Raw genomic sequence first — 23,017 nt, forward strand, 5'->3', positions numbered from 1 at the left:
TAGTGTTTATTTTAACTTTTTTCTAGCGAATGCCATGCATCATCTTAATTAATGTTTTATTTAGTATTAACATGATTATTCCGGCTCCGACAGGAATAGCAGTAAATATCAAGAAGAAGGTCGCCATACCATATTCCTCAACAATTGGGTCAATATAACTTCCTGTCCATCCAGCAGTAAGGTTAGCGATAAAGTTTGCTACAAACCAAATACCAAACATCATACCCACTAACTTTAAAGGTGCCAATTTACTAACGTAAGACAAGCCAACTGGAGACACACATAACTCTCCTAATGTATGGAATAAGTAAGCTAGTACTAAAAATATCATACTAACAGAAGCTGTTTTAGCTCCTAGAGGAATACCCATAGAACCATAAGCTAAAATTCCAAATCCAAGACCTAGTAGCATTAGTCCAATTGCAAACTTCACTGGACCTGATGGGTTGTATTTACTTTCCCACAATTTAGAAAATAATGGTGCAAAAGCAATAATAAAGAAGGAATTTAGAATTCCGAACCATGATGCTTTAACTTCAGCAACTTCAGCACTAAACTCTCTATTCAACATCCATATTACGATTCCCCATATAATAACAAAACTCGTACCTAGTAAAACATTTGATAATGCATATTTTGCAAATGTTTGTTTAAATAATAGAATTAAAACCCAAGTAATAATTAACATAGGCACCACCGTAAGAAGTGTATTAAATATCTTAAATGTAGTAGCGCCATCACCCGTTAAAATACGATCAGTGTAATCTGCAGCAAAAATTGTCATTGAACCTCCTGCCTGCTCAAAAGCCCACCAAAAGAATATTGTAAAGAAAGAAAACACACCAATAACTTTTAATCTATCTGCCGTGATTTTTGATTTAGAAGCATGGTCAGCTACAGCCTCTATTGCATCTTTAGTATCTTCAATAGAATCTTCGATAGCATCATCTAAATCTTCAGCATCTTTTGGTGATAAACCAATATTCCCAAATATTTTTTGCGCAAAGAAGAATTGTAACATCCCAAAAAACATAAAAATACCAGCAAGCCCAAAACCATAATGCCACCCAACCGATTCACCAATATAGCCACACAATAGAATACCTAAGAAGGCTCCTGCGTTAATTCCCATATAAAAAATCGTATAACCAGCATCCTTTTCTTTTCCTTGAGATTTATATAGTTGCCCAACAATTGAAGAAATATTCGGCTTAAAAAGACCATTACCAATAATTAAAAGTCCAAGACCTAAGTAGAAAAACATATCAGCAGTAACTTCAAGCGCCATCGAAGCATGCCCTAGTGTCATCAATAAAGCTCCTAGAACCACAGCTTTTCTATATCCCATTATTTTATCAGCTATAAAGCCTCCAATAATCGGGGTTATATAAACTAATCCTGTATACCATCCATAAAGAATTAATGCCTCTGATCTTTCCCAGCCCCAGCCTCCTTCACCTAGAATAGCTGCAGTTAAGAAAAGTACAAGTAACGCTCTCATCCCATAGTAAGAAAAACGTTCCCACATTTCAGTAAAAAAGAGCACAAATAATCCTGATGGGTGACCTAAAACAGTCTTTTGATTTGTTTCCGAACCTCCAAATTTAAATTCCATATATAATTATATTAGTTAGTATTTAGTTAGTTTATCCTTTAATCTTTGACTTCACTTCTTCTTTATTATCACTCTTTACGCGTTTATCGCCAAGTGTTTTATGAATAAAGTCCGTCATTTTAGTGTATAAATGTAATCTAGTATTTCCGCCGTAGATACCATGATTTTTATCTGGATATACCATCCATTCAAACTGCTTATTGGCTTGCACTAAGGCTTCAACCATTCGCATGGTATTCTGTAAATGCACATTATCATCTCCAGAACCATGAATTAGTAAAAAGTCACCTTTAAGTTTATCAACATGGTTTATAGGTGAGTTTTCATCATATCCGCTAGGATTTTCCTGAGGTGTAGTCATGTAACGCTCCGTATAAATGGTATCGTAAAAACGCCAACTTGTTACTGGCGCTACGGCTATAGCCATTTTAAATACATCATTACCCTTGAATAAGGCATTACTACTCATAAAACCTCCATAACTCCATCCCCAAATACCAATTCTGCTTTCATCTATGTAAGGCAAAGCGCCTAGTTTTTTTGCAGCTTCAATTTGGTCTTCAACCTCGTATTTACCAAGTTCATTTTGTGTTACTTTTTTAAAATCCGCACCCTTATATCCTGTTCCTCTTCCATCGACACAAGCTACAATATAACCTTCTTGAGCTAAGTGTTGGTACCAATAGTCATTAGCACCATTCCAGCGATTTGCCACTTGCTGTGAACCTGGGCCTGAATACTGATACATAAAGAGTGGATACTTCTTATTTGGGTCGAAATCCGCAGGCTTTATCATCCACATATTTAGTTCGTTTCCGTTAACAGAAATTGTACTAAATTCTTTCTTAGAAGTTACGTAATCTGCAACTTTTTGCGCTAATCTATCGTTATCCTTAATGCTCTTAATCAGTTTTCCTGATTTTGAATCGTTTAAAGTGTACTCTTGCGGCGAAGTTGCACTAGAATGTGTATTAATGAAATAGGTGAAATCTGCGCTAAAAGAAGCACTATTTGTACCATCTCGTTTGGTTAAACGCTTTTTGTTTTTTCCGTTAAGTTTTACAGAATAGACATCTCTATTAATTGAGCCGTTTTCAACCGATTGATAAAAAATAGTCTTAGAATCTTCGTCAAACCCATAATAATTAGTGACTTCCCAATCACCATCAGTAACTTGATTAATTAATTCACCATCTTTAGTGTAGTGATATATATGATTGTATCCGTCTTTTTCACTAGTCCAAATAAAGCTATTATCTTTTAAAAACGTAAGATTGAAAGTCACATCAACATAGGCCTTATCGGTTTCAGCCAAAACTAATTTTGAAGTACTCTTAGCTGTATCAATCATCCACAAATCCAATTCGTTTTGATGACGATTCATATACTGTGCGCTTAACACATCAGCATCGTTGGTCCAATTCAATCTTGCAATGTAAAAATCGTTATAAGACTTATCAACTTTGATTTCTGAAAGTGCATCAGATTTTAAATCATAAAGGTGCAAGGATACTTTGGAGTTTTTCTCTCCAGCTTTAGGATATTTAAACACTTGCTGTGTTTGGTACAATCCACTCCCAAAAACATCCATCGAAAATTCTGGAACTTCTGTTTCATCAAATCTTATGAAGGCTATTTTATTGCTATCGGCATTCCAGTCAAAGGCACGCACAAAACTAAACTCTTCTTCGTAAACCCAATCTGTAATACCGTTAATGATACTATTCTTCTTACCATCAAACGTCAATTGCTTAGTCTCTCCAGAAGTTAAATCTTTAACGTACAAGTTATTTTCGTAACCGTAAGCTACCTTTTGCCCATCAGGAGAAAATGTAGGTTCTTGCACCAAATTATCACTAAGTTTTGATATGCTTTTGGTCTTTGTATCATAAATGTAATATTCGCCTAGCGTCGAACGTCTAAAAACGGGTTGAGACTGTGTCGTCAACAAAATTTTAGATTCGTCTTTACTGAAGCTATAATCAAAAAACGCCTGTACCTCGACTAAATTTGCAGAGTTTACAAGCGTATTTACTTTTTCTAAAGTCTTATAATCGTAAATATCTATAGACGATGTTCTGGCACTTCTATCAAAATTTAAAACGGAATATTGTTGCCCGTTGTTCATAGAATGCAGGGCTTGCATGCCTTCGGTTCTAAAAGAACCATTCCAAATTTCTTCTAAGCTAATTTGTTTGTTCTGAGCTGTTACGAGAGTTGTAACAAATAAGGCAATTAGGCCTAAAGCGTGCGATAATTTCATTAATTATTATGATTTGATAAAGCAATGCCAAGTTTACTAAAAAATATGCAAAAAACCCGAATTATTAACAGTAAATCGGCAATATCAAGAAACCTTCATCACATATTGTACCAATCGTAGTATCTTTGTGTTTTAAATAGAAAAACATGGCTAAACCCATTACAGGATTTTCAAAATTAACTAAAGCACAAAAAATAGATTGGCTATTAGAAAATTACTTTAGTGATAGCGAATCGGCTAGAAAAACCGTCACACAATATTTTAATTCAGATGAAAAACTTCAGAAACTTCATGATGAATTTATCGAAAATTCTATAAGTAATTTCTATTTACCACTTGGTGTAGCACCAAATTTTATAATTAACAACGCTTTCTACACTATCCCAATGGCTATTGAAGAAAGCTCGGTCGTTGCTGCCGCTAGCAAAGCTGCCAAATTTTGGATGGATCGTGGTGGCTTTAAAGCCAATGTCATTTCTAGCGTAAAAATTGGTCAAGTTCATTTCACGTTTTCAGGAAACAAAGATGATTTAATCCGTTATTTTGAAGCAATAAAACCCGCTCTAATTTCCGAAACCGCTCCAATAACCAAAAACATGGAGCGTCGCGGCGGAGGTATTTTGGATATTGAATTGAGAGACAAGACAGCGGTTTTAGAAAACTATTACCAGTTGCATGCCACTTTTGAGACTTTGGATGCCATGGGCGCCAATTTTATCAACTCCTGTTTAGAACAGTTTGCAGAAACATTTAAATCCCATGCAGAAGCCAACCACATCAGAGGGCTGAATGTTGTTATGAGTATTTTGTCTAATTATGTTCCGAATTGCTTGGTTAGAGCAGAGGTACGTTGTAAAATATCAGAATTAAAAGATAAAGATATTCCTAATCCTGAAGCGTTTGCAGAAAAATTTAAACAAGCTGTAGCAATAGCCGAAGTAGAACCGCATCGCGCTGTGACCCATAATAAAGGTATAATGAATGGTATTGACGCAGTTGTACTTGCTACAGGTAACGATTTCAGAGCTGTAGAAGCTGGCGTACATGCCTACGCATCTAAAGACGGTACTTATACCAGTCTTACGCATTGTAGTATAGACAACGACGAATTTTGTTTTTGGCTGGAGATTCCACTTGCCTTAGGTACTATTGGCGGTTTAACAAGTTTGCATCCGTTAGTGAAATTTAATTTAGAATTGCTTGGCAAACCTTCGGCTAAAAAATTAATGGAAATCGTTGCCGTTGCCGGATTAGCTCAAAATTTTGCTGCTTTAAAATCCTTAACTACAACAGGTATTCAAAAAGGACATATGAAAATGCACTTAATGAATATCTTAAACCAATTTGAAGCTAGCGAGAATGAGCGTATACAACTCGTTGAGTACTTTAAAAATAATACTGTAACCCATAGTGCTGTTGTTGAAGCTATTGAAAAACTGAGAAATTAATGGAGTTTAAAAGCAACGGTAAACTTCTACTCACGGGTGAATATTTAGTTCTTAATGGAGCTAAAGCAATGGCACTGCCAACACGTTTTGGACAAAGTTTGATTGTCGATAAAACAAAAAAGCCTATAATTTCTTGGGTAAGTTATGATGAAACAAATGCTATTTGGTTTAAGGAGCAATTTAGTATTTCTCAGGTTTTCTCGAATACCATTAACCCAGATAATGACGTTTCCGAACGCTTAATTCAGATTTTTAAAAGCATTAAAAAATTAAATCCTAAGTTTCTAAACTCTAATTTTGGTTATAATATTAAAACCACACAAGATTTTAATCGTTCGTGGGGTTTGGGTACATCTTCAACCTTAATAAATAATTTAGCGAGTTGGGCAAATGTCAATGCTTATGATTTGTTAGAACTAACCTTTGGCGGAAGTGGATATGATATTGCCTGCGCACAATCCGATAGCGCTATTATCTATCAATTAGAAGAAAACAAGCCTAATGTTACCGAGGTCAAATTCAGTCCTCCATTTAAAGACAACATTTACTTTGTATATCTCAATCAGAAGCAAAATAGTAGAGATGGTATTAAAACCTACCGAGCTTTTAAAGGTGACTTACTAAAACCAATAAAAGACATTAATGCTTTAACAGAAGCGTTACTTACTTGCTGTGACCTAAAATCTTTTGAAGATTTAATTACCACTCACGAAGAGATTGTTGCAAAAATTATAAATCAAAAACCCGTAAAACAACGGCTATTTAACGATTTTGATGGTGCTGTAAAAAGTCTTGGCGCTTGGGGTGGCGATTTTGTTTTAGTTACAGCCAATGAAAATCCTAAGGATTATTTTAATTCCAAAGGCTATAACACAGTAATTAGTTTTTTAGATATGATTAAAGCATAAAAAAGCCTTGCAATTGCAAGGCTTTTTTATTAATTATATTTTATAAAGTCTAAAACTAGTAAACCGTTTTAGCTCTATTATCCTCTATTTCTGCTGCGGCTTCTAAAGCAGAATACACTTTACTCTGAACCGCATTTTTTCTTGCATTGTTTAATCTAGACAATACTGCAGCGTAGTTATCTAATCGTGTAGCCTCATTAATTCTAGTAACCTCAATGACATATACACCTCTTTCGCCTTCGATTGGCTTAGATACTTCACCTTGCTTCAATCCAAATGCCGCTCCAACAACTTTAGGCTCAGAACCTGCACCAGCGATAGTTGGTGTTTTCATTTTAAGACCGTTTGCGGTTTTAACAGTTTGTCCTTGATTTTTAGCAATATCAGCTAATGTAGATGCAGAAATCTTTTGACGAATCATCTCGGCTTTCTTTTCTTTAAGTACCTGAGCACTTACTGCAACTTTAGCATCGTCTACACTCATTAAGCCTTCTTTATTAATGTCTACCAATTTGGCTATAATAAAACCAACACCAGCAACTGGGAAACTCTTGTAATCGCCAACTTCGGTTTCGTCTTCGAATGCCCAACGCACAACTTGTCGTTGACTACCCAAACCTGGGATGTTTTCATCAAGTTCTTTAAACGTAACTGGCTTTACCTCTAAATTACGCTCTTCGGCTAGCGCTCTAAAATCACCATCTTTAGCTGCTATTTCAAATTTTTGTTTTGCATTAAAAACATCATCGATTGTTTTTTCTGACGCTTCAATCTTACGGGCAATAGTTGCTAGTTTTAGAGTTTCGTTAAAGCCCGATTGGTCTAGAATTTCAATAATGTGGTATCCAAAGCTTGTTTCAACAACATCTAAATCGCCTTTCTCATTATCGAACGAAAACGCCTTAAATTCTGGAGCAAAGCCTTGATTGTATGTAAACTCAATTACGCCTTCTTTTTCGTTGCTCACTTTGTCTGAAGATAAGTCTAATAAATCTACAAACTTAGAGCGGTTTCTCTTTACGATATTAAAAATGCTATCTGCTGTTGCTTTAGCTTCTTCTGGCGTTTTTGTCACATCTGCCGCTGCTCTATTTGCACCTGCATACGGAATTAGAATGTGACGAACTTTAACTGAGTCTGGCTTACTTGCCTTATCTAAAACTTTAGAATATTTGTAATAACCAGCATCTTTATATGGTCCGTAATAGTTACCAACAGCCGTGTTTAACAAACTATCTTTTGCAGCGCCTAATTGAGATGCTCTTAAATATGCATCTGAAAACTTAATATCTGAATTAGAGTTTACAAACGCTTCAATATTTTTTGTATTATCAAATCCTAAGATAGTATCCGTACCTTTTGTTGCTTCATTATATTCTACTTTATCACTTCTAAGTGCTAACAACTCTGCCTTTAAATTATCCTCGTCTTCTGGTGAGGCGTCTTCTCTAAACTCAACAAATAAGATTTCTCTTGTAGCATCTACCTTGTAGGTCTCTTTGTTTTTTTCTATATAAGATTTAATATCAGACTCTGTAATCTTAACCAAACTGTCTGCTGTAGACGTATATGGTACTTGTACGTATTTAATATCTACAGTTTCTGTATCTGCTAAATACTCATCTTCTGCTTCAGTTAGCGTTGCGTTTACACCAGCTTTAACTAAATTATAGTACTGCTGTGTAAGTGCGTTATTTGCTAATTGCTGTTCGTTATTTGTCCACTGCGCATAATTAATGGTAAATGTACTAAGAGGTGCGCCTTGAGGTTGTATATCCTTAAGGTTAGCAATAAAAGCATTTAACTTATTGACATCGAAAATGCTATCCTGGTTTTGAAACTCTGGATAACTACCAAAACTATTTTCTAAAAGCTGACGCATTTTATCTTTTTCTACTGAAAGTCCTAATTTCTCGAACTCCGTATTCATGATAATACGTCTTAACTCTTGATTATAAATATTGTTCTTTGCTTGAGTTTCTGAAGCACTTGGTCCCATACGTTGCTGCATGTTTTGCACAGCCAACATAAATGGCTCTCTTTTGATATCTTCTCCATTAACTGTCGCTATAACATCTTGAGAATCCGTTAATCCTCCTGGACTATCAATAACTCCTTGAATTACAAAAGCAAATAAGGCTAAAGCTATTACTAATATTAAAATGAATGAACGCTGTCTGATTTTATTTAAAACTGCCATTTTATGGTATATAGGTTGTTAAAATTAAGTGTGCGAAAATAACATTTTATCCCAAATAATAAAAGGATGACGACTCTTTTTTAGAGGTTTTAAAGTGTATTAATCTTCCTCTACAATTTCTAGATAAACACTATCGATTTTTGTGGTGGATACTTCGGTAATTGTAAATCTAAAATTATCAATTACTATGGTCTGGTTTAATTGTGGGATTTCCTCTGCGTAGTTTACAATTAATCCTCCCAAAGTTTCGTAAGCCTCACTTTCTGGCAGATTAAGTTTATAGGTTTCGTTAAGGTAATCGACCTCTAAACGTGCCGAAAATTTAAAGCTATCCTCGGATAGTTGTTCTTCGATTAATTCTACACTATCGTGCTCGTCTTCAATTTCTCCAAAAAGCTCTTCGATAATATCCTCTACGGTCATCATACCCGATGTTCCGCCATACTCATCAATGACTACAGCTATACTTTTACGCTTTTTTGTAAGGACATTTAGTACATCTTTTATTAATATGGTTTCTGGCACAAAAACTACAGGAATTAAAACCGATTTTATAGTTTTTGGTTTTTTAAATAACTCAAACGAATGTACATAGCCTAAAATATCATCAATAGTATCTTTATAGATTAAAATCTTTGTATATCCGGTTTCTATGAACAATTGGCGTAAGTTTTCTACAGAATCCGAAATTTCTACAGCTGTCATCTCGGTACGAGGTACCATAACTTCTCGAGCTTTAACTTCTGTAAATTCTAAGGCATTCTGAAAAATCTGAATTTCGCTATCCACCTCGTCATGTTCTTCTACGGACTCCATCTGCTCGGTAATAAAATTTCCCAGTTCAACTTTTGTCAACGCTAGTTCTACAGCATCACCTTCAGTTTTAAAAAAGGCTTTTAAAATGATGTCTGATATACGAATAACAAACTCTGATATAATCGAAAACAAAAGGTAAAATAGGTATGCCGGTAATGCAAAAAACTTCAATAAAGTATTAGAATATATCTGAAAAAACACCTTTGGTAAGAACTCGGCAGTAAGAAGTATAATTGCTGTAGAAATAACGGTTTGAGACAGCAATTGTAAATCATTAAAAAGATAGTTTATTAGACTATATTCCGAAGGAAGAAAACCTTGAAACCAACGTACCAATACATCGCCCATTACAAAACCATAAATAACTAAGGCAATGTTATTACCAATAAGCATTGTGGTAATAAACTTAGAGGGTTTTGCTGTTAATTTAGTTAATAGCCTGCCTAAAAAATCATCTTGTTTCTTCTCTAATTCTATATGAATTTTATTGGAAGACACATATGCAATTTCCATTCCCGAAAAGAAAGCAGATAGTATTAGCGAACTAATAATTATAATGATATCGGCAGACATCTATTTCTTGTTTTGACGGTCCTGAAATTTTTGTCTAAAACGCTTACGAAAGAAAAACATAAATACCGCTAATGCCGCAAATAGTATAGAAATGTAGCTTCGGTTTCTATCTACTGACCAATTGGTAATAGCATCCCATGCAAAAAGCACTGCAAAAATGATATATGCGTATTGAAAAAATTTTAATGCTTTAATCATATCCTTAACTAATTATAGCACAAAAGTAATCGATTTTTTGATTGTAAAGCTATTGAACTTGCTTTAGTCTTAGTTCTCTATTTCGACTTCTCCAGAAGTTTCAAGCATTTCCCAGACGTCAAAATTCTTATCGGAGTCAAATCCGCGCCCAGTAATATCTGTACCTTCTGAACGTAATCTAACGTTCTCGTTAGTAAATACCCATTCTGTTTTTTGGTCGAAATACATCTGTGGTGCAAATAATGAGTCTTTATTATGCGTTGCCAAAATCACGTTCCCTCTAAGATCTATTAAGTCTGTCTCATCATAAGTAATGGCGTAATCTGCAAAGATTTTACTTACATTACCATTATCATCATAAACATGAAGTTCGATACCTTTTGGAAATTCTGAAAAAGCGAAACTACGATTGGAGAAATCTAGCATTCTAGGACTTATAAGATTTGCCCTAAGCTGAAATGAGTCCGTGTACTTCAAGTTTATAGTATCTGCAATACCTATAGGCTCGTTCTGCAGAACGCCAACTTGCTGCACATCTTTAAAGTTATTTTTACATGAAAAAAACATAGTCACAGCTATTGCCATGACTATGTTAAAAATGATATGTGAAATTTGTTTTTTCAATTATATTTTTGGTACCGTAACAGTAACACCAATCCAACATCCTATGGTCATGGATTGACCACCATTTCCTTTAGAGAAAATCATGCTTTTGTCTGGTGCTAACGCCTCATATCTTGCTACAGCTTGATTGGCTGTACTTTTTAAACGTCCATCTACTCTACCAGCCTTTGCAGCTTCGTTAGCAGCAGCCCAGTAAGTTGCTCTCTTTTCAAACGCATCAGTACCGCAATTATTGGCGCTAGACGCATACATACCTGCAATTCTTAAATAAGGTGTACCGTTAGATGGGTTTAACTGCAACGCTTCTCTATACAGTTGTCTTGCTTTGCTTAAAGAACCCTTTTTTCTATTCTTTTCCGCTAATCTATATACTAACTTCCATTTCTTCAATGGATCTGTTTGCAAGTCCATAGACTGCTTGTAGTACTTTTCTGCCTCCGAAGTTTTACCTTCTTTTTCTTTAAGCACACCTAGATAATATGCTGTATCTGCATTTGGCTCTATTGTATTTTTTTGTTGTACAACTTTTATAAACATTGGGTCGTCTGTACACTCTTTAGAATACAATTTATTCATTGCACGCTGCAACCACTTGCTGTCATTTTTCTTTTCTTCAAAGTCTTTTTGATATAAAGGAATCAATACATCACACGTTGCTCTGTTACCTATTTCAGCATCTACACTTTCAGAAATTTGATCGTAGGCATTTATATAACTTTCATAGCTACTTTTTCTTTTGGCTTCTTTTGAACTTAAGGTAGCACCAGACTCCTCTTTTTGTATTAGCTTGTTGATTTTCTCTGATAATTTACCAACTTCTTCTTCTATCTTATCATTAATATCGTCGTACTTATCAAATAACTCCTGAGGTGTTTTTTTACCCGCATCATACAAATTTACCATCATCTTAAAGTAGATGTATAATGATTTTGGGTCATTAAAATTCTGTAAATCTTCATTATAACCCTTATCGAAGATATTATAGATTTGCTCATCTGACAACCCTAACTCTTTTCTATAAGTATAAGACAATTTACCTTTCTCATACTGTAGCTTTCCTACTGGGAACTTAGACGCATAATACTGGTTGTACTCACCATAAAGCTTTAATAAATCATTTATAAAAGCTACTTTTTCTGCACCAGTGCTTTTATCGATTTTATGCTCTAAGATTTTTTCACCTCTTACATAAATGGCTCTATTAAACTGTGGACATTTTGTTCTAACTTTCATCCATGGCTCATAAGCTTCATCATATTTTTTGTTCTTAGCATAAGAATCAAAAATAGAAAGGTTGTTCATACACTCCTCATCTTGTTGGCCGTAACTTGTGCTAAAACCAACAACTAAGGCTATAAGTAGTAATGTAATCTTCGTCTTCATCGTTTAAAATTTTTGTTAGTTATATTTTCTTTTTTGGAACCATCTATCACTTAAGGATAAACTTACGTTGAAATTAAAAAAGTTTTCTTGTATTAAATTACTTCTTTTTGTACCTCTTTGGCCATATTCGAAACCAAGATTTAACTCAGAAAACAATCCTGTCTGTGGTCCTATTGGCAATCCTAGTCCAAAAGATATGCCAAACTCGTCTATAGACTCATTATTTATGACTAATCCAGTATTTTCAAATCGGGCTCCTGCACGGTAAGTTACTCTTTTAAAGTAACTTGAGAGTGATCGGTAACTCGGTAAATAAAATCCGCCAATTGCAAAAGACGATGCATCCTCGAACGATGTCCCAGTATTAGAAGCATCTAAAAGTGGATTACCAAACACACTTGAATTTTGAGATACGTATTCTGCACCTACAAACCACTTTGAAGCCTGACCAAGACCTAAACCAAAAGATAACCGATTAGGTAACGATAAATCTGTTTCTTCGTCTTCTCCTAAATCTACTTCAATAGTATTTTGTACAAACTCGTCTCCAAAATTATTAATTATTATAGTAGAAATTGAACGGTCGTTGATAGAGTTAAGACTACTTTCGGGAGCAAAAGTTGCAGTTGCAGAAAATTCTAATTTATCGGTTAATTTACCTTTGTAAGCCGCTCCGAAATTAAAGTTAAGCCCACTTAAATCTGAGCGACTATTTTGTCTGGTTGCAAATTGCACCAGATTTCCCTCATCATCATAAACAAACTGAATTGCGCTATTTTGTGTATTACCAAAGTTGTAATTAACGTCGGCACCAATAGTGAAATTGTCAGTTACCAAGTAACCTAAGCTAAAGAACGCTTTATTCAATCCGCCTTCGCCTTCATATCTAAAATCTACTCGGTCTTCAACAGGATTAAAATCCTGTAATCGATAACCCACAGACGTAAAAGGAAGTAATCCAAATCCTGCCCCAAACCGTCCAAGCGGAATCGAAACTGCCAAATAATCAAATGATGATGAATTTGCATTTTCTGATTCGGTGTTGCTATTTAGGCTGGAGGTTGTAAAAGTACCTGCTACAGAAAACTTAACAGGTCTACTCTCGCCATCATATGGTTTAGATTGCAAATTTTTACCAGCATAAGATGCCGGATTTCGTAGATTTATATGTAGGCTATCTATATAAGACCCAATACCGCCCATTCCTCGATTTTCTATAGTCCCTTTAAATCTTAGGCTACCTATGCCATAAAAAGAGTACGGAGAAGCCGTTCCTTGCTGAGCGTATGACAAACAGCCGATTATTGCTATTGAAATTGCAACAAATTTTTTAATCATTATAATGAATTAAATTCTAGAATATAATTTAGACCTTCTAGCAGAAAATCCGAGTTGGCAAATATGCTACTTTTTAATTGTTTAGACAACATTTTGGCATCACCACCTGTTAAAATAACTGTTAAATCTGAATATTTTTTGGCATATTCCTCAATAATACCATCAATCTCGTTAACTACTCCGAAAATAACACCAGCGTGAATTGAGGTATTTGTAGAATCTCCAATGAGCTGTTTAGGTACTTCAGTTTCTAATAAAGGAAGGTTAGCTGTAAAATCATTTAGAGCTTTATACCTTAGTCTAACACCTGGGGAAATCGCACCTCCTAAATAATGATTGTCCTTAGTTATAAAATCGTAAGTAATACATGTACCTGCATCTATTATGAGCGCATTATTATCTCTAAAGTTTAGAACTGAAGCACTCACCAAAGCTATTCTATCTACACCTAAGGTATTTGGCGTTTTGTACTTATTTTTAAACGGAATTTTAGCCTTAGAATTAAGCTCTAATATTGGTAAGTCCTCTTTTAGATAAGAAATATTCGCCTGCGTTAAACGTCCCACAGAGGAAACAATTGCCTTATTAAGTGCTGGAAACTGTTTTTTTACTGCTTTGTATTCCCTTTTAAAATTTGAAATAATACTGCTGGTTTTATAAAGAAGTTTATTTCTCTGAAAAACAGCAAATTTAACGCGTGTATTACCAACATCTACAATAAGGTTCATGGGCTTTTTTGAAAAGACAAATTTATAAAATCAATTTTTGTTATTTTCTTTTTGGATATACTAAAAATGAATTTATATTTGCATCCGCTTTAGCAATGAAGCAACTGGTGCCTTAGCTCAGTTGGTAGAGCAAAGGACTGAAAATCCTTGTGTCCCTGGTTCGATTCCTGGAGGCACCACTTTAAAACCCGATTCTTTGGAGTCGGGTTTTTTGGTTTTAAGATTTTATGTAAGCTTTAAGGTTTTACTTCGTCCTAAAATATTATCTTGTTTTTTCAATTTCAAAACAATAACATTTATATGTCTAAAACATACTACGACCCAGCAGACCTTCGAAAATTTGGAAAAATCACCGAATGGAGTGAAGAGCTTGGTAATAAATTTTTTGAATACTACGGAAAAGTCTTCGAGGAAGGCGCCTTATCCGCTCGCGAAAAATCACTCATCGCATTAGCCGTAGCACATACAGAACAATGCCCATATTGTATTGATGCTTATACCAAAGATGGTCTACAGCGTGGTGTTACTAAAGAGGAAATGATGGAAGCCATACACGTGGGTGCTGCTATAAAGAGTGGCGCAACTTTAGTGCATGGTGTACAAATGATGAATAAAGTAAATAAACTAGACGGATAGTCTTTTATATATGACAAAACTAAAAACGCAATCGCTAAAAAAAAGACAGAGCGATTTAGCTAACACTAATAAACAACTAGAAATTTTATCTAATGGTATTTTTGCCAACGGAGAGTTGCCAACGTTTAAAGACAAAATTGCCGAAACCAATCAGTTTCCATTAAAAGCAAAACCATTAGAGATTTTACAAATCAACGTTGGTTATATGTGCAATCAGGTTTGTGAACATTGCCACGTTGATGCTGGTCCAGACCGTAAGGAGATTATGACGCGTGAGACCATGCAGCAAATCTTGGATGTGGTAAAGACAACTGGAGCTCATACACTTGACTTAACTGGCGGTGCTCCAGAAATGAATCCAAATTTTAGATGGTTCGTCGAAGAAGCTTCACAAATTGGGGTTAAGGATTTCATTGTACGCTCAAATCTTACCATAATTAGAGCAAATAAAAAGTACTACGATTTACCAGAGTTTTTCAAAAAACATAATATCCACGTTGTAAGCTCAATGCCACATTGGACTCGCGGAAAGACAGACAAACAACGCGGCGAAGGTGTTTTTGATATGTCCATAAAAGCACTACAAGAACTCAATGCCGTAGGCTACGGAATGCCTGATAGCAATTTAAAACTCGACCTAGTTTACAATCCTTCAGGCGCTTTCTTACCTGGTGACCAAGCTAGCATGGAAAAGGACTTTAAAAAAGCATTGATGGAAGATTTTGGTATTCAATTTCATAATTTATTTGCAATTACCAACTTACCGATTTCGCGTTTCCTAGATTATTTGATTGCTTCAGAAAATTATGAGGACTACATGTATAGTTTGGTAGAAGCTTACAATCCTATGGCGGTGGAAAATGTGATGTGTACCAATACACTTTCTGTAAGCTGGGACGGCTATTTATTCGATTGCGATTTTAATCAAATGCTAGACTTACCTGTAAACAGCAAGTCAAAGCATATCTCAGAATACAAAACCGAATTGCTAGAAGGTCGAAATATTGTAATTTCTCAGCATTGCTACGGTTGCACCGCTGGTGCAGGAAGTAGCTGCCAAGGTACGGTAGCTTAATTTTCATAAATCATGAAACGCATTTTTACATCTTTTTTAGTTTTAATTTCTATGTTAGTATTCTCTCAAGAATCGCTTCCTGAGCTGTTACAACAATACAATGATAAAGGTGTTCCTTACATTTCCGCCCAAGAACTGGCAATGCCTAAAACTGAAGCTATTCTTTTAGATGCTCGCGAGCCAAAAGAATACGAGGTGAGTCATCTTAAAGACGCCATTTGTGTAGGTTATGATTTTTTTGATTTAAAAACAGTGACAGACAAAATTAAAGACAAAGACCAACCTATTGTGGTCTATTGCTCTCTCGGCATTCGTTCAGAAACCATTGGTGAGAAACTTAAAGGTGCAGGCTACACCAACGTAAAAAATCTTTATGGCGGCATTTTTGAGTGGAAAAACAATGACTTCGAAGTCTACAATGCTAAGAATATGCCCACAGACAGTATCCATACCTTTTCCGACGAATGGAGTAAATGGCTTAAAAAAGGCATTAAAGTCTCTAATTAACGCTTTGTATAAACAAATTCTTTAAATCCTAAATGTTTTAATAACGTACCATCTTTATAAAAAAGGTCAACATCGATTTTTAAATTATGCTTTCCTATTGGCAAATTATTACTTAACAATTCATATGGGAGAAATACCTCTTTATCATTATAAACTGCAGAACTAAAACCTGGCTTAAGCGATTTCTTAATTTCTAATTGTCCTGAAACATTTTTATAACCAAATTGGGTAGATTTAATAAACTTATCGCCCTCCATAATTCTTATAGTTAAATAACAGCTTTTCCCTTTTAGTCCGTAAATAAAAAACTTATTGTGTATTCTAATACCAAATTTGTTGTTAGAATCGAAAACATCATTTTCTAGCCAAGTCTTTTCATATTTTGCAGAAACTTTCGATTTGTCAATACCAATTGTAGAGGTATTAATTACACTGTTTCCTTTTTTTACCTTAATGTCGTAGAAGTTCCAGCAACTTGTTGTACTGCTACAATCGACTTCTGTTAAAGAATAAATATCCTCAATGTTACTGACTTGATTAAAGTACAAACTTACCGTTTTGGTTTCGTTCGCTTTAAGATTAATCGTCCCAAAACCCGATGCTAGATTACCTTTCCAACCTACTTGAGCTTTTAAAGCATACCTATTCCCTTTCTTGTCTGTTAAAACAAAAGGCGATGTTCCGCTTGGCGCATGTAATGTCGCAGAAATGGCAGTCTTTGGACTAAACTTTAGTTTTACAACAGTCTCTTTAAGTTTAGAGAAATTGTAAATATCTACAATTTTAACATAGTTAGAGTAGCCATTACCAACTGTAACCGTATTACCTTGAGAATAGATTATTTGAGCAGAAATTAACAGAAATAGTGAGATTATGTTTTTCATAAATATTGCTTTATGCCCTCAAAATAATTTTTTTTTCTTAAAACACCTATACGAATAGATAAAAGACCAACTTTATAGATGTTTGAATTTTGCCATTAAAAATCTGTGAAAATTTCTACATACTTTTGTCTCACGTACCAAAATCAAACTCTTTGACTAACGCTCTAATAATATTTACTCGAAATCCAGAATTAGGAAAGTGTAAAACGCGTTTAGCAAAATCTGTTGGCGATGAAGAAGCCCTAAAGATTTACAAGCACCTTCTGCAACATACAGCAGACGTTACCAAAACAGTAAATGCCGAACGTTTTGTTTTTTATTCTGAAAACATTCATCAGAACGATATTTGGGATAATGCATTCTTTAATAAACAATTACAAGAAGGAAATGACCTTGGTGAACGTATGCAAAATGCTTTTGAAACATTGTTTTTAAAAGATTTTAAAAAGATAATTATTGTTGGTAGTGATTTGCTTGATTTAGATACAACCATCATAGAGACCGCATTTGAAAAATTGGATAAAAACGATGCTGTTATTGGACCAGCAGCAGACGGCGGCTATTACCTTTTGGGTATGAGAAGCTTAAACAAAAACGTTTTTAAAAATAAAGATTGGGGAACCGAAACGGTATTAGAACAAACAAAAAAAGATTTTTTTAGCGATAGTCTGTATGTTTTAGAAACTTTAAACGACATAGACTATTTAGAGGACTTAAAGCCTTATAAAGCATTTAATTATTTATTCTAAGTTGCACACGGTTTTCTGTCTAAATTTTTGAATTTTTATATTGTTTACCTGTATTGTTATAGATACTTTTGATGCTATAATTACGATTTTTTAAATATGATAAAATATATAACCGAAAGCACCGAATATTTACAGAGTAAAGGCTTTGATACGCCCGATGTGGGCATCATCCTAGGAACAGGTTTAGGCCAACTTATAAATGAAATAGAAATCATTGCCGAAGCTAGTTACAATCATATTCCTAATTTTCCAACGGCTACAGTGGAGTTTCATAAAGGCAAATTGATTTACGGAAATCTTTCAGGCAAAAAGGTCGTGGTGATGCAAGGTCGTTTTCATGTTTATGAAGGTTACACGCTTCAAGATGTGACATTCCCTGTTCGCATTATGGAAAAATTAGGTATTAAAACGCTTTTAGTTTCTAACGCTGCTGGTGCCATAAACCTTAATTTCAAAAAAGGTGAAATTATGCTTATCGACGACCACATTAACCTTCAAGGCAGCTCTCCATTAGCCTTTAAAGGTGTAGAAAACCTCGGTCATCGATTTGTAGATATGAGTGCTCCCTACAATCTTGACATTAACGCAAAGATTAAAGACATAGCGAAAGCTAATAACATCAAATTACACGAAGGTGTTTACGCTTCTGTTGTTGGACCTCAGCTTGAAACTCGTGCGGAATACCGCATGCTTAAAACTATTGGCGCTGATGCTGTCGGCATGAGTACTGTTCCAGAAGTTATTGTAGCAAATCATCTTAATTTGAAAGTCGCTGCTTTATCTGTTTTAACCGATGAATGCGACCCGGATAATCTAAAACCTGTAGACATTGCAGAAATTATTGCTATGGCCGGAAAAGCCGAGCCAAATATGATTACCTTGTTTAAAGACTTAATAAAAAAATTATAAATTTTAGGAGGCTTCCAGATTGTCAACCTCCAAGTTAAAAATTAAAATGGTGTCTGAGGCAATCGAAGACACAAAAGAAATATATTATGAGTTACTTAGATGCAACTAACGATTTATACAAAGAAGCAGCATTAACGCCAGATGTTGGGCTTTGCTGTACCACAAACCCAATTTGGGAATTACCAGGATTAAAGATTCCAAAAATAATGCAAGAGATGAATTACGGGTGTGGAAGCACAGTAAACGCAAGAGATTTAACCAACAATCCAAAAATGCTTTATGTTGGTGTTGGTGGCGGCATGGAGCTATTACAATTCTCATATTTTAACCGTCAAAAAGGTGGTGTCATCGGAGTTGATGTTGTAGATGAAATGTTAGAAGCTTCTCGTAAAAACTTTAAAGTTGCAGAAGAACAAAACGACTGGTTTAAAAGTGAATTTGTTGACCTTAAAAAAGGTGATGCTTTAAACCTTCCTGTTGAAGATAATTCTATCGATGTTGCGGCGCAAAACTGTCTATTCAACATCTTTAAAGCTGAAGATTTAAAGAAAGCCATTGACGAGATGTATCGCGTTCTTAAACCTCACGGACGTTTGGTAATGAGCGACCCAACTTGCGAACAACCTATGAACGATACTTTGCGTAATGATGATAGACTACGTGCGTTATGTTTAAGTGGAAGTTTACCAATAGCAGAATACGTAAAAGCATTAACCGATGCGGGTTTTGGGACTATAGAAATTAGAGCACGTAAACCATACAGAATCTTAGACCCAAAACATTACCCAACAGATGAGTTAATTTACATCGAGTCTATCGAAGTTGCCGCCATTAAAGACCCAATGCCAGAAGATGGTCCTTGTATTTTTACAGGTAAAGCAGCAATCTATTATGGTGACCAAGACTATTTTGATGATAAAAAAGGACATATTTTACTCAAAAATCAGCCTATTGCCATTTGCGATAAAACCGCTGGTGCTCTTGCAGATTTAGGAAGAGATGATATTTTTATTAGCGAATCTACCTACCACTATGATGGTGGCGGATGTTGCTAATAAAAATATAAGTCAAAAAAAAGAGCGCTAATAAGCGCTCTTTTTTATTATATATCTTCTTAAAATTTAAGCCCTAAAGCATCAAACAAATGGCTCATGGTCCAAGCCGGACCAATCATTAAAAATTGTACATCTTTAAGAAAGGATGGCTTTTTACCTTCATGATTATGCCCAACAAATTGCATAATCCAAGCTATAACAAAAATAACTACCATAACTAGCCATAAGGGTGCGATTTGAGAATATTCAATAAGATGAATGCCATAGAGTACTAATGCTGAAAAAATAAGCATCCCAATAAAAAGCACGAACGATAACCTCAAGTAATACAGCAATCCCAAAAGAATAACTACAGTACCAAAATGCAGAAAAGGCTCCATCCATGTTGGTGTTTGGTCTACTAAAAATCCACCTGTAGGAATAGAAGCCAGTAATCCTATAAGGCTTAAAAATATGGCTGGCACACAAACATAATGCACACGTTTATTAAATGTTGTTTGATGACTTTCCGCGTACTCCTCTAATAAACTATCTATTTTTCGCATGGTACAATCGTTTTTTAGTGTTGATGCAATATACCAATTCTATCCAATTGTGTTATTTTTACTAAAGTCTTTCGACCTAAAAAATCTATGGAAAAGTATATCGACATATTTAAAAACTCCTATTCTAATTATTGGAACTATCTCAAATACGAGCTTATTGATTTAAATCATTGGGATAATTTTTTCTATGGTTTAATTGTCATTTCTATCGCCGTTTGGTTACTAGAAATTGCTTTTCCATGGCGTAAAAATCAGTCAATTTTTCGAAAAGACTTTTGGCTAGATACATTTTACATGTTTTTTAATTTCTTTATTCTCAACCTCATTATCCTTATTGCATTATCGAATACGGTTTCAGAATTTTTTAATGATATTTTAAAATCTATTGGGTTAAACATTGGAAGTCTTCAACTATTTGATGTTGATGATTTACCTAAATGGTTAGGCTTACTCATTTTCTTTTTGGTGTCGGACTTTGTACAATGGAACACACACCGTTTGTTACATCGCGTACCATTTCTATGGAATTTCCACAAAGTACACCACTCTGTAAAAGAAATGGGTTTTGCTGCCCACTTACGCTACCATTGGATGGAACCTGTGGTTTACAAATCTCTACTTTACATTCCAATAGCCATTATTGGTGGTTTTGATGCGCAGGATGTAGCCATTGTTTATTTCTTTTCTATAGCAATTGGGCATCTTAATCATGCTAATCTAGGTTGGGATTATGGATTTTTAAAATACATTTTCAATAATCCAAAAATGCACATTTGGCATCATGCAAAAGAATTGCCAAAGCATGTAAGCTATGGCGTTAATTTTGGACTAACCTTAAGTCTTTGGGATTATCTTTTTAAAACCGATTACGTGCCGCACAACGGACGTGATATTGAATTAGGCTTTAGTGGCGATGAAAACTTTCCTAAAGATTTTATTAGTCAGGAATTATATCCAATTAAAAAGAAATGAAGCAATTTTCACTACTCGTATTACTCATATTAACAACTGCTTGTGGAATCAGTAAAAAAGCCATTGAAAAGACCGAAGAAACCAAAAAGGTTGAGAATGAAATTGAGATTAAAAAAGACATCGAAGTTGTTAATAAAGAAGATATAGCTGTTGAAAATATTGACCCGAGAGTTGTTCAGAAAGATACGATTATCGTAGTTGAAACTTCAGAATTGCCGCTTCCACCAAAACCTCCTAAATCGACAAATAATTCTAAAAATAGTTTCGATGTAAGATTAAATAACATTTTACAAAACTATGTTTCCGAAAACGGCGAAGTCAACTATTCTGAAATTAAAAATGATAGAACAGATTTAGATATTTACATTGATTATATTTCAGAAAATCTTCCTGAAGACAGCTGGTCTAAAAACGAAAAACTCGCTTATTGGATTAACGCCTACAACGCTTTAACCATAGATTTAATTCTTAGAAATTATCCTATAAAAAGCATCAAAGACATAAAAGACCCTTGGGACCAACGTTTTTGGAAATTTGGCGAGAAATGGATAAATCTCAACCAGATTGAACACGAAATTTTAAGGAAAATGGACGAGCCGCGCATTCACTTTGCTATTGTTTGTGCTTCTTTTTCTTGCCCAAAATTACAGAACAAAGCCTTTACAGCTTCAAATTTAGACACCCAATTAACGAATGCAACAAAGGAGTTTTTAGCTGATAAAAATCGAAACATCATCAGCGCAGATAAACTTCAACTTTCTAAAATATTCAAGTGGTTTGCTAAAGATTTTAAAACCGACGGTAACCTTATCGATTTCTTAAACAAGTACACAGAAGTTGAAATTTCTTCAGGCGCTAAAAAAAGTTTCCTAGATTATAATTGGGATTTAAATGATTAGTATAATTATTCCCGTTTTAAATGAATCAGAAACTATTGAGGAGCTTATCTACCATCTCATAGATTGTGCTCAAATTCAACATATTTCTGAAATTATAGTTGTTGATGGCGGAAGTACAGATGGCACTCAAAACATTATTGAAAATCTCGATTTAAACATCAAACTATTACATTCAAAAAAAGGACGTGCCAAGCAAATGAATTATGGTGCAAAATATGCTTCAGGAGATATCTTATACTTTTTACATGCTGATTCTTTTCCGCCGATTAGTTACGACGAACTTATCATTGACGAGGTTAAAAAAGGAAATAACGCTGGTTGTTTCCGCATGCAATTCGATAGTAAACATTGGTGGTTACGCTTAGCTAGTTGGCTCACCCAATTTAGTTGGCGTGCTTGCCGAGGTGGAGATCAAAGTCAGTTTATTACAAAAGCATTATTCGATGATATTGGTGGCTATGACGAATCTTACATCATATACGAAGACAATATTCTCATTAACGAACTCTACAAACGGAAAGAATTTGTTGTCATCAACAAAAAGATAAAAACCTCAGCACGTCTCTACAAAAGACATGGCGTTTGGAAACTGCAGTACCACTTTTGGGCTATTTATGTAAAACGGTGGTTTGGTGCTTCTGCAGATGAGTTATTTGCATATTATAAAAAGCATATTGCTTAAATCATTTAAA

22 protein-coding genes and 1 tRNA gene are annotated in these 23,017 nt (G+C 34.7%); 12 read left to right on the forward strand and 11 right to left on the reverse strand.

Annotated features, from left to right (window positions below; all coding sequences use genetic code 11):
- Positions 1 to 22: 22 nt before the first annotated feature.
- Both DFQ05_RS05860 and DFQ05_RS05865 read right to left on the reverse strand, forming a co-directional pair.
- On the reverse strand, positions 23 to 1,615 hold the full coding sequence (locus DFQ05_RS05860; protein WP_132704473.1) for a peptide MFS transporter: 1,593 nt from the start codon (positions 1,613 to 1,615) through the stop codon (positions 23 to 25).
- 31 nt (positions 1,616 to 1,646) lie between these two features.
- The gene (locus DFQ05_RS05865) at positions 1,647 to 3,878 is read right to left on the reverse strand and encodes a S9 family peptidase (protein ID WP_132704474.1); all 2,232 of its coding nucleotides are present in this window, start codon (positions 3,876 to 3,878) and stop codon (positions 1,647 to 1,649) included.
- Between the two features lie 146 nt (positions 3,879 to 4,024).
- Between DFQ05_RS05865 and DFQ05_RS05870 the strand changes: the two genes are divergently transcribed.
- Together DFQ05_RS05870 and DFQ05_RS05875 are read left to right on the forward strand one after the other, a co-directional pair.
- Positions 4,025 to 5,326: a hydroxymethylglutaryl-CoA reductase, degradative gene (locus DFQ05_RS05870; RefSeq protein WP_132704475.1), complete on the forward strand. Its 1,302-nt coding sequence runs from the start codon at positions 4,025 to 4,027 to the stop codon at positions 5,324 to 5,326.
- Complete coding sequence (locus DFQ05_RS05875) at positions 5,326 to 6,234, forward strand: GYDIA family GHMP kinase (RefSeq protein ID WP_132704476.1); 909 nt, start codon at positions 5,326 to 5,328, stop codon at positions 6,232 to 6,234. The genes DFQ05_RS05870 and DFQ05_RS05875 overlap by 1 nt, the downstream gene beginning before the upstream one ends.
- A 55-nt stretch (positions 6,235 to 6,289) precedes the next feature.
- Here the strand turns inward: DFQ05_RS05875 and DFQ05_RS05880 are convergent, their stop codons facing one another.
- From DFQ05_RS05880 to DFQ05_RS05910, 7 genes are all read right to left on the reverse strand, one after another.
- Positions 6,290 to 8,434 (reverse strand): peptidylprolyl isomerase, encoded by a 2,145-nt coding sequence (locus DFQ05_RS05880; RefSeq protein ID WP_132704477.1) that lies wholly within the window; start codon positions 8,432 to 8,434, stop codon positions 6,290 to 6,292.
- A gap of 99 nt (positions 8,435 to 8,533) precedes the next feature.
- Positions 8,534 to 9,823, reverse strand: a complete 1,290-nt coding sequence (locus DFQ05_RS05885; protein ID WP_132704478.1) for a hemolysin family protein — start codon at positions 9,821 to 9,823, stop codon at positions 8,534 to 8,536.
- Positions 9,824 to 10,021, reverse strand: coding sequence for a hypothetical protein (locus DFQ05_RS05890; RefSeq protein WP_338419701.1), 198 nt, complete (start codon positions 10,019 to 10,021; stop codon positions 9,824 to 9,826). It abuts the gene before it with no gap.
- A gap of 69 nt (positions 10,022 to 10,090) precedes the next feature.
- The gene (gene lptC / locus DFQ05_RS05895; protein WP_241974221.1) at positions 10,091 to 10,645 is read right to left on the reverse strand and encodes an LPS export ABC transporter periplasmic protein LptC; all 555 of its coding nucleotides are present in this window, start codon (positions 10,643 to 10,645) and stop codon (positions 10,091 to 10,093) included.
- Positions 10,646 to 12,028 carry a tetratricopeptide repeat protein gene (locus tag DFQ05_RS05900; protein WP_132704479.1) on the reverse strand — a complete coding sequence of 461 codons (1,383 nt, stop codon included), beginning with the start codon at positions 12,026 to 12,028 and terminating at the stop codon, positions 10,646 to 10,648.
- A 15-nt stretch (positions 12,029 to 12,043) separates the two neighbouring features.
- Positions 12,044 to 13,366, reverse strand: coding sequence for a BamG family beta-barrel-assembly machinery protein (gene bamG / locus DFQ05_RS05905; RefSeq protein WP_132704480.1), 1,323 nt, complete (start codon positions 13,364 to 13,366; stop codon positions 12,044 to 12,046).
- On the reverse strand, positions 13,366 to 14,094 hold the full coding sequence (locus DFQ05_RS05910; RefSeq protein WP_132704481.1) for a type III pantothenate kinase: 729 nt from the start codon (positions 14,092 to 14,094) through the stop codon (positions 13,366 to 13,368). The genes bamG and DFQ05_RS05910 overlap by 1 nt, the downstream gene beginning before the upstream one ends.
- Before the next feature lie 106 nt (positions 14,095 to 14,200).
- Here DFQ05_RS05910 and DFQ05_RS05915 point away from each other — a divergent pair.
- The 4 genes from DFQ05_RS05915 (at position 14,201) to DFQ05_RS05930 (ending at position 16,312) form a co-directional block, all read left to right on the forward strand.
- Positions 14,201 to 14,273: transfer RNA gene (locus DFQ05_RS05915), tRNA-Phe, on the forward strand.
- 121 nt (positions 14,274 to 14,394) lie between these two features.
- A complete protein-coding gene (locus DFQ05_RS05920; RefSeq protein ID WP_008270413.1) occupies positions 14,395 to 14,730 on the forward strand; it encodes an arsenosugar biosynthesis-associated peroxidase-like protein in 336 nt (111 codons plus the stop codon).
- Between the two features lie 10 nt (positions 14,731 to 14,740).
- The gene (arsS, locus tag DFQ05_RS05925; RefSeq protein WP_132704482.1) at positions 14,741 to 15,805 is read left to right on the forward strand and encodes an arsenosugar biosynthesis radical SAM (seleno)protein ArsS; all 1,065 of its coding nucleotides are present in this window, start codon (positions 14,741 to 14,743) and stop codon (positions 15,803 to 15,805) included.
- A gap of 12 nt (positions 15,806 to 15,817) precedes the next feature.
- On the forward strand, positions 15,818 to 16,312 hold the full coding sequence (locus tag DFQ05_RS05930; protein WP_132704483.1) for a rhodanese-like domain-containing protein: 495 nt from the start codon (positions 15,818 to 15,820) through the stop codon (positions 16,310 to 16,312).
- Here DFQ05_RS05930 and DFQ05_RS05935 read toward each other — a convergent pair.
- Positions 16,309 to 17,196: a hypothetical protein gene (locus DFQ05_RS05935; protein ID WP_132704484.1), complete on the reverse strand. Its 888-nt coding sequence runs from the start codon at positions 17,194 to 17,196 to the stop codon at positions 16,309 to 16,311. The two genes, DFQ05_RS05930 and DFQ05_RS05935, sit on opposite strands and share 4 nt — an antisense overlap.
- Positions 17,197 to 17,348: 152 nt before the next feature.
- On the opposite strand from DFQ05_RS05935, the gene DFQ05_RS05940 reads away from it, so the two are divergent.
- The 3 genes from DFQ05_RS05940 to arsM all read left to right on the forward strand — a co-directional run bounded on the left by DFQ05_RS05940 (position 17,349) and on the right by arsM (position 19,909).
- Positions 17,349 to 17,945, forward strand: coding sequence for a TIGR04282 family arsenosugar biosynthesis glycosyltransferase (locus tag DFQ05_RS05940; RefSeq protein WP_241974222.1), 597 nt, complete (start codon positions 17,349 to 17,351; stop codon positions 17,943 to 17,945).
- 96 nt (positions 17,946 to 18,041) lie between these two features.
- Positions 18,042 to 18,854: a purine-nucleoside phosphorylase gene (locus tag DFQ05_RS05945; protein WP_132704485.1), complete on the forward strand. Its 813-nt coding sequence runs from the start codon at positions 18,042 to 18,044 to the stop codon at positions 18,852 to 18,854.
- Positions 18,855 to 18,940: 86 nt separating this feature from the next.
- Positions 18,941 to 19,909 (forward strand): arsenosugar biosynthesis arsenite methyltransferase ArsM, encoded by a 969-nt coding sequence (gene arsM, locus DFQ05_RS05950; protein ID WP_132704486.1) that lies wholly within the window; start codon positions 18,941 to 18,943, stop codon positions 19,907 to 19,909.
- A gap of 59 nt (positions 19,910 to 19,968) precedes the next feature.
- Here arsM and DFQ05_RS05955 read toward each other — a convergent pair whose 3' ends face one another.
- On the reverse strand, positions 19,969 to 20,454 hold the full coding sequence (locus DFQ05_RS05955) for an Mpo1 family 2-hydroxy fatty acid dioxygenase (RefSeq protein WP_132704487.1): 486 nt from the start codon (positions 20,452 to 20,454) through the stop codon (positions 19,969 to 19,971).
- A gap of 87 nt (positions 20,455 to 20,541) precedes the next feature.
- Here DFQ05_RS05955 and DFQ05_RS05960 point away from each other — a divergent pair, with 87 nt between their 5' ends.
- Genes DFQ05_RS05960 through DFQ05_RS05970 form a run of 3 tightly spaced genes read left to right on the forward strand, consistent with a single transcriptional unit; the run spans position 20,542 to position 23,007 of the window.
- Positions 20,542 to 21,426, forward strand: a complete 885-nt coding sequence (locus DFQ05_RS05960; protein ID WP_132704488.1) for a sterol desaturase family protein — start codon at positions 20,542 to 20,544, stop codon at positions 21,424 to 21,426.
- On the forward strand, positions 21,423 to 22,325 hold the full coding sequence (locus DFQ05_RS05965; protein ID WP_132704489.1) for a DUF547 domain-containing protein: 903 nt from the start codon (positions 21,423 to 21,425) through the stop codon (positions 22,323 to 22,325). Before DFQ05_RS05960 ends, DFQ05_RS05965 begins: the two co-directional genes overlap by 4 nt.
- A complete protein-coding gene (locus DFQ05_RS05970) occupies positions 22,318 to 23,007 on the forward strand; it encodes a TIGR04283 family arsenosugar biosynthesis glycosyltransferase (RefSeq protein ID WP_132704490.1) in 690 nt (229 codons plus the stop codon). Before DFQ05_RS05965 ends, DFQ05_RS05970 begins: the two co-directional genes overlap by 8 nt.
- The last annotated feature ends 10 nt before the right edge of the window (positions 23,008 to 23,017 follow it).

Origin of the sequence: Winogradskyella wandonensis, from assembly GCF_004346845.1 — a bacterium.
GTDB classification, from domain to species: domain Bacteria; phylum Bacteroidota; class Bacteroidia; order Flavobacteriales; family Flavobacteriaceae; genus Winogradskyella; species Winogradskyella wandonensis.

What these genes read in the sequence shown, in the direction of transcription:
- DFQ05_RS05860 (WP_132704473.1), bottom strand. Translation starts at nt 1,615, where the DNA reads ATGGAATTTAAATTTGGAGGTTCGGAAACAAATCAAAAGACTGTTTTA.
- DFQ05_RS05865 (WP_132704474.1), bottom strand. Translation starts at nt 3,878, where the DNA reads ATGAAATTATCGCACGCTTTAGGCCTAATTGCCTTATTTGTTACAACT.
- DFQ05_RS05870 (WP_132704475.1), top strand. Translation starts at nt 4,025, where the DNA reads ATGGCTAAACCCATTACAGGATTTTCAAAATTAACTAAAGCACAAAAA.
- DFQ05_RS05875 (WP_132704476.1), top strand. Translation starts at nt 5,326, where the DNA reads ATGGAGTTTAAAAGCAACGGTAAACTTCTACTCACGGGTGAATATTTA.
- DFQ05_RS05880 (WP_132704477.1), bottom strand. Translation starts at nt 8,434, where the DNA reads ATGGCAGTTTTAAATAAAATCAGACAGCGTTCATTCATTTTAATATTA.
- DFQ05_RS05885 (WP_132704478.1), bottom strand. Translation starts at nt 9,823, where the DNA reads ATGTCTGCCGATATCATTATAATTATTAGTTCGCTAATACTATCTGCT.
- DFQ05_RS05890 (WP_338419701.1), bottom strand. Translation starts at nt 10,021, where the DNA reads ATGATTAAAGCATTAAAATTTTTTCAATACGCATATATCATTTTTGCA.
- DFQ05_RS05900 (WP_132704479.1), bottom strand. Translation starts at nt 12,028, where the DNA reads ATGAAGACGAAGATTACATTACTACTTATAGCCTTAGTTGTTGGTTTT.
- bamG (WP_132704480.1), bottom strand. Translation starts at nt 13,366, where the DNA reads ATGATTAAAAAATTTGTTGCAATTTCAATAGCAATAATCGGCTGTTTG.
- DFQ05_RS05910 (WP_132704481.1), bottom strand. Translation starts at nt 14,094, where the DNA reads ATGAACCTTATTGTAGATGTTGGTAATACACGCGTTAAATTTGCTGTT.
- DFQ05_RS05920 (WP_008270413.1), top strand. Translation starts at nt 14,395, where the DNA reads ATGTCTAAAACATACTACGACCCAGCAGACCTTCGAAAATTTGGAAAA.
- arsS (WP_132704482.1), top strand. Translation starts at nt 14,741, where the DNA reads ATGACAAAACTAAAAACGCAATCGCTAAAAAAAAGACAGAGCGATTTA.
- DFQ05_RS05930 (WP_132704483.1), top strand. Translation starts at nt 15,818, where the DNA reads ATGAAACGCATTTTTACATCTTTTTTAGTTTTAATTTCTATGTTAGTA.
- DFQ05_RS05935 (WP_132704484.1), bottom strand. Translation starts at nt 17,196, where the DNA reads ATGAAAAACATAATCTCACTATTTCTGTTAATTTCTGCTCAAATAATC.
- DFQ05_RS05945 (WP_132704485.1), top strand. Translation starts at nt 18,042, where the DNA reads ATGATAAAATATATAACCGAAAGCACCGAATATTTACAGAGTAAAGGC.
- arsM (WP_132704486.1), top strand. Translation starts at nt 18,941, where the DNA reads ATGAGTTACTTAGATGCAACTAACGATTTATACAAAGAAGCAGCATTA.
- DFQ05_RS05955 (WP_132704487.1), bottom strand. Translation starts at nt 20,454, where the DNA reads ATGCGAAAAATAGATAGTTTATTAGAGGAGTACGCGGAAAGTCATCAA.
- DFQ05_RS05960 (WP_132704488.1), top strand. Translation starts at nt 20,542, where the DNA reads ATGGAAAAGTATATCGACATATTTAAAAACTCCTATTCTAATTATTGG.
- DFQ05_RS05965 (WP_132704489.1), top strand. Translation starts at nt 21,423, where the DNA reads ATGAAGCAATTTTCACTACTCGTATTACTCATATTAACAACTGCTTGT.
- DFQ05_RS05970 (WP_132704490.1), top strand. Translation starts at nt 22,318, where the DNA reads ATGATTAGTATAATTATTCCCGTTTTAAATGAATCAGAAACTATTGAG.